The following is a 9,526-nucleotide window of genomic DNA, read 5'->3' as shown; positions in this document are numbered from 1 at the left end:
TGATACTCATCGAGGAAGCGTGGAAAGCCATCGCCTCGGCGAACATGGCGTCTTACATCAAGTATATGTACAAGACCTGCGCAAGTTTTTCGGCGAGGCGGTCGTCGTAACGCAGAAGGTGGACGACATCATCGCCTCACCCATCGTCAGGGAGAGCATCATCAACAACAGCGACTGCAAGATCCTGCTCGACCAGCGCAAGTACATGAATAAGTTCGATTCGATACAGGCGCTGCTGGGACTGACGGACAAGGAGCGCTCGCAGATCCTCTCCATCAACATGGCCAACGACCCTTCACGGCTCTACAAGGAGGTGTGGATCGGTCTGGGCGGCACCCGGTCGGCGGTCTATGCCACGGAAGTGTCGGCAGAGGAATATCTGACCTACACCACCGAGCAGACCGAGAAGATGGAGGTGCAGGCCGAGGCGGAACGGCTGGGCGGCGACCTCGAAACGGCGATACGGCATCTGGCCGCACGGCACAGAAACAAGGAATGAATCCCAAAACATCAAAACATCAAAAAAGAAAAACAATAAAGCGTATGAAAACAAGAATCATCATCATTCTGTCGGGCCTCTGCCTGCTGTGTGCGGGCAGGGCTTCGGCGCAGTGGGTCGTCTCCGACCCCGGCAATCTGGCGCAAGGCATCATCAATGCCGCGAAGAACATCGTCCACACCTCGAAAACCGCGACCAACATGGTGGCGAATTTTCAGGAGACGGTGAAAATCTATGAACAGGGCAAAAAATACTACGATGCCTTGAAATCCGTACACAATCTGGTCAAGGATGCCCGCAAGGTGCAGCAGACCATTCTGATGGTCGGCGACATCACGGAAATCTATGTTACGAGTTTCCAGCGGATGCTCCAGGACGACCACTTCACCGCCGAGGAGCTGTCGGCCATCGCCTTCGGCTATACGAAACTGCTGGAGGAGAGCAACGACGTATTGACGGAATTGAAGAACGTGGTGAACATCACCACGCTCTCGATGACGGACAAGGAGCGCATGGACGTGGTGGACAGATGCTACAATGCGATGCGGCGCTACCGCAATCTGGTCGGATACTACACGAACAAGAACATTTCGGTCAGTTATCTGCGGGCGCAGAAGATGAACGACGCCGACCGCGTGCTGAGCCTCTATGGCGGAAGTGCCCGATATTGGTAAACGGAGAAACATCGCTGCATTATGATACTGCTGGCAACAAGTTTCGACAACCTGCATCAGATCCTGATAACCTCTATGCGGACATGATGCCGCTGTGCGCCAATATGACGGGCGTCGCCAAAGGCGTCGCGGGACTGGGTGCGCTGTTCTATGTGGCGGTGCGCGTGTGGCAGTCGCTGGCGCGTGCCGAGGCCATCGACGTCTATCCGCTGCTGCGCCCTTTCGCCATCGGACTGTGCATCATGTTCTTCCCCTCCGTCGTGCTGGGAACGGTCAATGGCGTGCTGTCTCCCGTCGTACAGGGTACGGCACGGATGCTCGAAGGGCAGACGCTCGACATGAACGAATACCGGGCGCAGAAGGACAGGCTCGAATACGAGGCGATGATGCGCAATCCCGAAACCGCCTATCTGGTCAGCAACGAGGAGTTCGACCGGCAGCTCGATGAACTGGGCTGGTCGCCCGCAGACATGGTGACGATGGCGGGAATGTACATCGAAAGGGGCATGTACAGCATGAAGAAGGGCATCCGGGACTTCTTCCGGGAGATTCTGGAACTGCTCTTTGCGGCGGCGGCCCTGGTCATCGACACCCTCCGCACCTTCTTCCTCGTCGTCCTTGCCATTCTGGGCCCCGTCGCCTTCGCCATATCCGTATGGGACGGCTTCCATGCCACGCTCACGCAGTGGTTCTGCCGGTACATACAGATCTATCTGTGGCTCCCCATAAGCGACCTTTTCTCGTCGGTGCTGGCACGCATCCAAGTGCTGATGCTGCAGAAGGACATCGCCGAATTGCAGAGCAACCCCGCCTATTCGGTGGAGGCGAGCAACGGCGTCTACATCATCTTCATGATTATCGGCATCATCGGCTACTTCACGATTCCGACCGTCGCGGGCTGGATCATTCAGGCGGGCGGCGCCGGCAACTACACACGCAACATTACGTCGGTGGCGGGACGTGCCGGCGGCTTTGCCGGCAGTGCCGCAGGCGCTGCGGCGGGCAATGTTACCGGCCGGCTGATGGGACACTGACAAACTCTTAAAGACTTATTATCATGGAATTCAAATCATTGAAAAACATTGAATCGTCGTTCCGGCAGATACGTCTGTTCGCGGCGGTGTTCCTCGTGCTGTGCACGGCCGTGGCGGTTACTCCGTATGGAGTTCCTACCGCTTCGCCGAACGGCAGCGCGAGAAAATCTACGTCCTCGACGGAGGCAAGAGCCTGATGCTCGCCCTGTCGCAGGACTTGTCGCAGAACCGTCCGGCAGAGGCACGCGAACACGTGCGGCGTTTTCACGAGCTGTTCTTCACGCTCTCGCCCGACAAGAGCGCCATAGAGCACAACATCAGACGCGCCCTGCTGCTGGCCGACAAAAGCGCCTACAACTATTATACGGACTTTTCCGAAAAGGGGTATTACAACCGCATCATCGCGGGCAACATCAACCAGGTGCTGCAGGTGGATTCGGTGGTCTGCGACTTCGACCGCTATCCCTATCGGGCGACCACGCATGCCCGGCAGATGATTATCCGTCAGAGCAATGTTACGGAGCGGTCGCTGGTTACCACGTGCCGGCTGCTGAACGCCTCACGCTCCGACGACAATCCCAACGGATTCACCATCGAGGGATTCACCATTTTGGGAAATAAGGACATACAAACCATTAAACGTTAATCCGATGAAAAGATTCTCGAAAATCAAAGAACGCCTCGGACGCCGCATCGACCGTGCGGACGACGCGCTGCGCCGTGCCTGCGGGCGCATGGCGCCCGAAAAAAGACTGCTCGCGGTCGCGGCCGCCTTGCTGCTGTTCGCCGCAGGGGCGCTCTATGTGACCATACGGGCGGTATATGAAATCGGGCGGAACGACGCCTTGCGGGAGTTGCCGCAGATCGAACACATCCGTCCCCTTGACTTGCACCCCGAAGGGGATTCGACACATACCATGACTATCAAACCCTACGGACATGAACGACAGTGAACTCAAACAGACACGACCGGAAGATACGCCGGTCAAGGATCCGGTCAAGGCTCACAAACAGCCCGAAAAGGCGCATGTGCTGACGGAGGCCGAACGGCAGCGCCGGAAGAAAATGCTGGTATATCCCGCGATGGGACTGATTTTTGCCGGCTCCATGTGGCTTATATTCAAGCCCTCATCGGCGGAGCGCGACAAGCAGGGCCTCGAAGACGGCTTCAACCTTGAAATGCCTGCGCCCGACGATGCGGGCATTATCGGCGACAAGCAGAAGGTCTATGAACTGGCGGGCATGGAACAGCGGCGGCAGGAGCGCGAAAGGTCCATGCGGGATTTGGGCGACCTGTTCGATGCCGGGGACCCGGCGGAACCGGAAACGGAGGAGTATGACTTGCTGAATCCCGCAGCCGGAGAACCGCAGCAATACGAAAGGAAGTACGGCACGCGGCAGGAGATCCATGCCTCGGCCGCCGCATACCGGGATCTGAACCGGACGCTCGGCAATTTCTACACCGCGCCCGAAGAGGATGCGGAGAAGGAGGAGATGAAAGAGCGCATCGGGGAACTGGAACGGCAGCTCGCCCGACAGCAGGAACCGGCCGGAACGTCGCTCGACGACCAGATGGCGCTGATGGAAAAATCCTATGAGCTGGCGGCCCGTTATCTTCCTACGCAGGGCGGGACGGTGCCGTCGGACAGTCCGACGGCGGACGACGCCGCGGAGGAGGCTTCCGGAAGTACGCATGCCGACGACCGTGCGGCCGTTGCCGTAAGGCAGGTGGCGCCGCAGGTCGTTTCGGCGCTCGCACAGCCCGTAAGCGACGAAGAGTTCCTCGCCGCGCATGCACAGCCGCGCAACTACGCCTTCCGGACCGCCATAGGCGGCACGACGGTGCAGGCGAAGAACACCATCGCCGCGTGCATTTACGGAGCGCAGACCGTAACCGACGGGCAGGCCGTGGCGGACCGCCTCGTGCCGCGCAACAGCCTCCTCGCGGGCGTTGCACGCATACAGGGTGAAAGGCTCGATATCCTCATCGCCTCGATAGAGCACGAGGGTACCATCATGCCCGTAAAGCTCTCGGTGTACGATACCGACGGACAGCAGGGGATATTCATCCCCGGCAGTATGGAGATGAATGCCGCCAAAGAGGTCGCCGCCAATATGGGGGCGTCGCTCGGCAGCAGCATCAACCTGTCCACGGACGCCGGAGCGCAGCTCGCCTCCGATTTGGGACGCGGCGTCCTGCAGGGTGCCTCGCAGTATATCGCCAGAAAGGTGCGCACCGTCAAGGTGCATCTGAAAGCCGGATACCGCGTCATGCTCTGCGTGGACAAAGACTGAATCCTATTTATAAAACTTAAAAACAACGCTAAAATCCAAAACGATGAACAAGTATTTCTTAATGGGCGCCCTCATGCTGGGCGCCGTTGCGGCACACGCGCAACAACAGAACCCGGCGGATTCCGCGGCAGCGCACACGCCGCCTGTCCTGCGGCACGAAATCTATCCCCGGCAGGAGGATGGAGACCTCTATCACGGGCTGTCCCGAAAACTTACCTTCGACCGCATGATTCCGCCTTACGGCATCGAAGTTACCTACGGGAAGACCGTTCACATCCTTTTTCCGGCGGAGGTGCGCTATGTGGACCTGGGGTCTCCCGACCTCATCGCCGGCAAAGCCGACGGCGCAGAGAACGTCATCCGCGTAAAAGCGGCCGTGCGCAGCTTTCAGGGCGAAACGAACATGTCGGTCATCACCGAGGACGGCGCTTTCTACACGTTCAACGTCAGATACGCTGACGAACCGCTGCTGCTGAATATCGAGATGTGCGATTTCCTGCACGACGGAGAAGCGGTAAACCGTCCCAACAACGCCATGGAGGTTTATCTGTCGGAACTCGGCGCGGAAAGCCCGCTGCTCGTGCGGCTGATCATGAAGTCCATATACAAGCAGAACCGGCGGCAGGTCAGGCATATCGGCAGCAAGCGCTTCGGCATCCAGTATCTGCTCAAAGGCATCTATACCCACAACGGGCTGCTCTATTTCCACACGGAAATCCGCAACGCCTCCCATGTGCCTTTCGATGTGGACTACATCACCTTCAAAATCGTGGACAAGAAAGTCGCCAGACGCACCGCCATACAGGAACAGATTATTCTGCCCCTGCGGGCGCAGAACTATGTAACCTGCGTGCCGGGGTGCAAGAGCGAGCGCACCGTCTTCACGATGCAGAAGTTCACGCTTCCCGACGGCAAGTGCCTCGTCGTGGAGCTCAACGAGAAAAACGGCGGGCGCCATCAGTCCTTCGTCGTGGAGAACGACGACTTGGTGCGGGCGGAAGTCATCGACGAATTGAAGGTAAGATAAGATGAAACGCTGTGTCTGCTTACTGGCCGTGCCGCTCCTTCTGCTTGCCGCAGAGGCGGCGCACGCGCAACGGTGTCTGCCCAAGATGCGCGGCATCGAACTCTCCGTCGGCATGACGGACGGCTTTTACACGCACGCCCGGCGTGCCGATACGGGATATTGGTGCGGCGCGGCGCTCGCCTCCTATACCAAGGGAGGCGACAAATGGTCTTTCGGCGTCGAATATCTGCTCAAGTACAACCCCTACAAACAGATGCGGATCCCGACCGCGCAGTTCACGGCGGAGGGCGGCTTCCACTATATGTTTCTGGCGGATGCGCGGAAGACAGTCTTCTGCTACATGGGCGGCTCCGCATTGGTGGGGTATGAAACGGTGAATTGGGGCCGCAGGCTTCTGGCGGACGGCGCCACGCTGCAACACGACGACGCCTTCATCTACGGCGGGGCGGCGACGCTCGGACTGGAGGCGTACCTCGCCGACCGCATAGCCCTGCTCGTGAACCTGCGCGAGCGGTGCTTGTGGGGCGGCACCACAGGCCATTTCCATTTCCAATACGGAGTAGGACTGAAATTCATCATCAACTGACTATACCCATGAAAACAATACGAAGATTCAGAACAATGGCCATCGCCGTATGTGCGGCGGTGGCGGCAGGATTCTCGTCCTGCGACGACGGCGTGGAAATACGGCAGGCGTATGCCTTTACCGTCGAAACCATGCCTGTACAGAAACATATCGCCGAGGGCGAAACGGCGGAGATCCGCTGCTGCCTGCTCCGGGAAGGACGTTATGCGGACACGCGCTACACCATACGCTATTTCCAGCCCGACGGCAAAGGCTCCCTGCGCATGGACGACGGAACGGTTTTCCTGCCCAACGACCGCTATCCCCTTGTCAAGGAGGAGTTCCGGCTGTATTACACTTCGGCATCCTCCGGCCAGCAGTCCATCGACGTCTATGTCGAGGACAACTTCGGGCAGTGTGTCCAGCTCTCGTTCCAATTTACGAACGAAAAGACGGAAAAGGAGGAAGACGATGTGTAGTCTGGAGACAAACCGCATCTGTTGCACCGATGCGCGGACGGGGCTGGCGTCCCTGCCCGACGAGTAGGTGGACTGCATCGTGACCTCGCCTCCCTATTGGCAGATGCGCGACTACGGCACGGAACCGCTGTGGTGGGAGGCCGACAGCCGGTGTCCCCATGAGGAGGATGCATTCGGCTATTGTCCGCGCTGCGGCGGCTGGCATGGCGAACTGGGGCATGAACCGGCACGCGAGGAGTACATCGCACATCTCCTCGCCCTCTTCGGTGAATGCCGCCGCGTCCTGAAAGCCACAGGCTCCCTGTGGGTCAATATCGCCGATTCGTACGGCAAGCCCTACAAATACAATGTGCGGCAGAAGACGCGTGGATACACCCGCAGCAAAAACGGCGGCTGCCTGTCGGAACCGACAGTGGACAAGCGGCGGCATCGTGTCGCCGCAAAATCCCTGTGCAACATCCCGGGGCGTTTCGCCGAGGAAATGATTGCCGACGGGTGGATTCTGCGCAACGAAATCATCTGGCACAAGCCAGCCTGCGTACCTTCCCCCGCCAAAGACCGCTTTACGGTGGACTACGAAAAGATGTTTTTCTTCGTCAAAAACCGCCGCTATCTTTTCAACAGGCAGTTCGAGCCTTATGCCAAAAGCTCGATAGCGCGATACCGCTATCCGATGACGTCGAACGGCAAAGGTGCGGAATTCCAGCGTATCGCCGGAACACCCAAAGGAATGATGAAGATCAATCCCGAAGGACGTACCCGCAGATGCGTGTGGAGCCTCTCCATCAGCCGGAGCAAGGAACGGCACTATGCAATGTTCCCCGAAAAGTTGGTGGAAATACCCATCCGGGCAGGCTCGCCGGAAAACGGCATCGTCCTCGACCCTTTCGCAGGGGCCGGGACGACTGCCGTAGCCGCCAAACGTCTCGGACGCAGGTACATTGCCTTTGAACCGAATGCCCAATACGCCGAAATCGCACGCAAACGATGTGCGGAGGTGGTGTGATTGTATAGGAAATGCGCATGAAGAACGCCGACGGTGCTGCCGTCGGCGTTTATCGCAGATTGGGACACCGGTTTCTTTGCTACTTTCTTTGTCCGCCCGTCTGCTCACCGAAAGAAAGTAGCGGCGGCAAATTCGCCGCCGCCTTGTTTGTCCGATCCCGCCGTGTCCGTTCAGGGCCTTTTTCCTGCCCCGTCCTGCAGCCACCGGTCGCGTTTCTCGCGGCATTTGTCGAGGGTCGGGGCGACGCAGGAGAACAGCTCCCCGTCCTCCGTGCGGTAGTCGTACTGACAGCAGCGGCCCCGTCTGCGCAAATGAGGTGGCAGATTGAAATATACATACTTTTCTTCTCCTGTGCGGCAGGTCGATATGCCGGCCGTATTCAGACTCTTTTCCATTGTATGATGATTTTGCGTGTTATGGAATGGGTTCGTATCCTTTATGCGTATATCCGTTTGCGGATAAGCGGCATATTGCTGTTTACCAATGCGATGATGCGGTCGTGGTATTCCGTGTCGGCATTGCACGCTCCGCGACTTTGCACGACGTTGAGTTTTGAGAGGGCTACTTCCACCGTTTCGATGCGTTTGCCGTCAAGGGTCGCCGACAAAACCAGCGAATCGGGTTTCAGATAGTATTCGTTGCCGAATACGCAGTGGTGCATCGCCTCGCCCTCTTCGAAAAACTCCTGCACACTCTCCAATACCCGCACGGAGATGATTCCGTCGGTAAAGGACAGGCCGAAAAAGCCCGCCTTGAGTTCCCTGTAGCGGCTCTCGGCGGCAAGCGCCGTGCGCCGCTGCTCCTCCAACCGCTCGCGCTCGCACCGTGCCTTGCGTTTCGCAACGGCACGGTCGTGGGCGTCCGCAAGGTTCTCGGGGCAGACGTATGCGGCATTGCGGGTGTCTTTGCCCAAATAACGCAGGGTGTCGATATAGTCCCGCCATACCGCTCCGTCGGGTATGATGTAACCGTGGCGGAGGCAGATTTTGAGTGCGTCCCAATACTCGGAAATGGAGGCCGACGATTGCAGCATGTAGTGCAGCATCGGAATTTGACCCGCTTTCAACAACGTTTCGTATGGCGGCATGGAGAGGATGGCCGTAAAGAGGTCGAACGGCGGAATACGGTGGAAGTCGCCCGTAAATCCGTTGCGTTTCAATTCGGCAATGTAACGGACACGCGGATAGATGCAGGCGGGCAGGATGTCGTATGAGCGGTGGTTCCTGCGCCGCACCTCCATCGGACTGTCTTCTATCCACAAGTCGTAGTATAGGAAGGCTATTCCGCGCGACCGGGAAAGGGTTACGTTCCTGCCGTCGGGAGCGATCCATCGGCTGACAACCTCGTATATATGATAGGCGGCGGGCTGCCCGACCCTGCGGTTCGCCTTGACGAGGAAGAACCGCAGGACTTGATACCCCTTGCGGGTCGTCATGATGCCGTAATAGGCCGTCTCGCGGAATACGCGCCGACGGGTGTTTTCGATTTTCAGTTCCGTGCCGCAGTGGGGGCATCGGGCGCCGCAAAGTGTTTCGGAGAGTGCCCCGCCGCCTTGCCATGACTGCCCGCACTCGGTGCAGACAATCCGCCCGTCGGCGCTCCTCCGTCCGATAGGCTCGAAACAATGGCGGAATGCATAGCGTTTCTGCGCTTCGCTGATTTGCGGCAGTCGTGCGTTCAACCGTGCCACTTCTTTCTGTATGGATGTTTTCGGTTTCATGGTCAGAACAGACTTTGCATTTGGCTTTCCGTGTCCTGCGGCTTGGCGGCATGTCTGCACTGCCGCTGCATCATACGGGCATACGCCTCGTCTTCGGCACGTTTCAAGGCATTGCGGTGCGCCTGCTCTTTCTCCTCTGCCGTCAGTTCGACAACGTGTTATTACAAGATTAAAATTATCTCTGCATTATATGACAAGAACGATACAAATGATTGATTACCAAAAGC

10 protein-coding genes and 3 pseudogenes are annotated in these 9,526 nt (G+C 58.1%); 10 read left to right on the top strand and 3 right to left on the bottom strand.

What is annotated here, in order from left to right; all coding sequences use genetic code 11:
- The first annotated feature begins 44 nt into the window (after nucleotides 1-44).
- From Q0Z70_RS12160 to Q0Z70_RS12115, 10 genes and pseudogenes are all read left to right on the top strand, one after another.
- Nucleotides 45-499, top strand: a pseudogene (locus tag Q0Z70_RS12160) (TraG family conjugative transposon ATPase).
- Nucleotides 500-543: 44 nt separating this feature from the next.
- Complete coding sequence (locus Q0Z70_RS12155) at nucleotides 544-1,173, top strand: DUF4141 domain-containing protein (RefSeq protein WP_298074892.1); 630 nt, start codon at nucleotides 544-546, stop codon at nucleotides 1,171-1,173.
- Between the two features lie 21 nt (nucleotides 1,174-1,194).
- Nucleotides 1,195-2,207, top strand: a pseudogene (gene traJ, locus Q0Z70_RS12150) (conjugative transposon protein TraJ).
- A gap of 23 nt (nucleotides 2,208-2,230) precedes the next feature.
- Nucleotides 2,231-2,853 (top strand): annotated as a pseudogene (traK, locus tag Q0Z70_RS12145) (conjugative transposon protein TraK).
- Between the two features lie 4 nt (nucleotides 2,854-2,857).
- Nucleotides 2,858-3,160, top strand: a complete 303-nt coding sequence (locus Q0Z70_RS12140; protein ID WP_298074890.1) for a TraL conjugative transposon family protein — start codon at nucleotides 2,858-2,860, stop codon at nucleotides 3,158-3,160.
- Nucleotides 3,147-4,502 carry a conjugative transposon protein TraM gene (gene traM / locus Q0Z70_RS12135; RefSeq protein WP_298074888.1) on the top strand — a complete coding sequence of 452 codons (1,356 nt, stop codon included), beginning with the start codon at nucleotides 3,147-3,149 and terminating at the stop codon, nucleotides 4,500-4,502. The genes Q0Z70_RS12140 and traM overlap by 14 nt, the downstream gene beginning before the upstream one ends.
- Before the next feature lie 43 nt (nucleotides 4,503-4,545).
- Complete coding sequence (gene traN, locus Q0Z70_RS12130; RefSeq protein ID WP_298074886.1) at nucleotides 4,546-5,529, top strand: conjugative transposon protein TraN; 984 nt, start codon at nucleotides 4,546-4,548, stop codon at nucleotides 5,527-5,529.
- A gap of 1 nt (nucleotide 5,530) precedes the next feature.
- Nucleotides 5,531-6,115, top strand: a complete 585-nt coding sequence (locus Q0Z70_RS12125; RefSeq protein WP_298074884.1) for a conjugal transfer protein TraO — start codon at nucleotides 5,531-5,533, stop codon at nucleotides 6,113-6,115.
- Between the two features lie 35 nt (nucleotides 6,116-6,150).
- Nucleotides 6,151-6,573 carry a DUF3872 domain-containing protein gene (locus tag Q0Z70_RS12120; RefSeq protein ID WP_298074894.1) on the top strand — a complete coding sequence of 141 codons (423 nt, stop codon included), beginning with the start codon at nucleotides 6,151-6,153 and terminating at the stop codon, nucleotides 6,571-6,573.
- 67 nt (nucleotides 6,574-6,640) lie between these two features.
- On the top strand, nucleotides 6,641-7,579 hold the full coding sequence (locus Q0Z70_RS12115; RefSeq protein WP_298074882.1) for a site-specific DNA-methyltransferase: 939 nt from the start codon (nucleotides 6,641-6,643) through the stop codon (nucleotides 7,577-7,579).
- A gap of 170 nt (nucleotides 7,580-7,749) precedes the next feature.
- Here Q0Z70_RS12115 and Q0Z70_RS12110 read toward each other — a convergent pair whose 3' ends face one another.
- From Q0Z70_RS12110 to Q0Z70_RS13580, 3 genes are read right to left on the bottom strand one after another with little or no spacing between them, the layout of a single operon-like run.
- The gene (locus Q0Z70_RS12110) at nucleotides 7,750-7,974 is read right to left on the bottom strand and encodes a DUF3873 family protein (RefSeq protein WP_298074880.1); all 225 of its coding nucleotides are present in this window, start codon (nucleotides 7,972-7,974) and stop codon (nucleotides 7,750-7,752) included.
- A 41-nt stretch (nucleotides 7,975-8,015) separates the two neighbouring features.
- The gene (locus Q0Z70_RS12105; protein ID WP_298074877.1) at nucleotides 8,016-9,299 is read right to left on the bottom strand and encodes a PcfJ domain-containing protein; all 1,284 of its coding nucleotides are present in this window, start codon (nucleotides 9,297-9,299) and stop codon (nucleotides 8,016-8,018) included.
- A gap of 2 nt (nucleotides 9,300-9,301) precedes the next feature.
- Nucleotides 9,302-9,406 (bottom strand): hypothetical protein, encoded by a 105-nt coding sequence (locus Q0Z70_RS13580; protein ID WP_366807311.1) that lies wholly within the window; start codon nucleotides 9,404-9,406, stop codon nucleotides 9,302-9,304.
- Nucleotides 9,407-9,526: the final 120 nt, after the last annotated feature.

It is taken from the genome of uncultured Bacteroides sp., assembly GCF_947632445.1.
Taxonomy (GTDB): domain Bacteria; phylum Bacteroidota; class Bacteroidia; order Bacteroidales; family Bacteroidaceae; genus Bacteroides.
The sequence above is the reverse complement of the archived record's forward strand: the minus strand, read 5'-3'. Positions and strand labels throughout refer to the sequence as shown.

Bases quoted from the DNA above. Each gene is read 5' to 3' on its own strand.
- Q0Z70_RS12105 (WP_298074877.1), bottom strand. From the start codon at position 9,299: ATGAAACCGAAAACATCCATACAGAAAGAAGTGGCACGGTTGAACGCA.
- Q0Z70_RS12110 (WP_298074880.1), bottom strand. From the start codon at position 7,974: ATGGAAAAGAGTCTGAATACGGCCGGCATATCGACCTGCCGCACAGGA.
- Q0Z70_RS12125 (WP_298074884.1), top strand. From the start codon at position 5,531: ATGAAACGCTGTGTCTGCTTACTGGCCGTGCCGCTCCTTCTGCTTGCC.
- Q0Z70_RS12155 (WP_298074892.1), top strand. From the start codon at position 544: ATGAAAACAAGAATCATCATCATTCTGTCGGGCCTCTGCCTGCTGTGT.
- traN (WP_298074886.1), top strand. From the start codon at position 4,546: ATGAACAAGTATTTCTTAATGGGCGCCCTCATGCTGGGCGCCGTTGCG.
- Q0Z70_RS12140 (WP_298074890.1), top strand. From the start codon at position 2,858: ATGAAAAGATTCTCGAAAATCAAAGAACGCCTCGGACGCCGCATCGAC.
- Q0Z70_RS12120 (WP_298074894.1), top strand. From the start codon at position 6,151: ATGGCCATCGCCGTATGTGCGGCGGTGGCGGCAGGATTCTCGTCCTGC.
- traM (WP_298074888.1), top strand. From the start codon at position 3,147: ATGAACGACAGTGAACTCAAACAGACACGACCGGAAGATACGCCGGTC.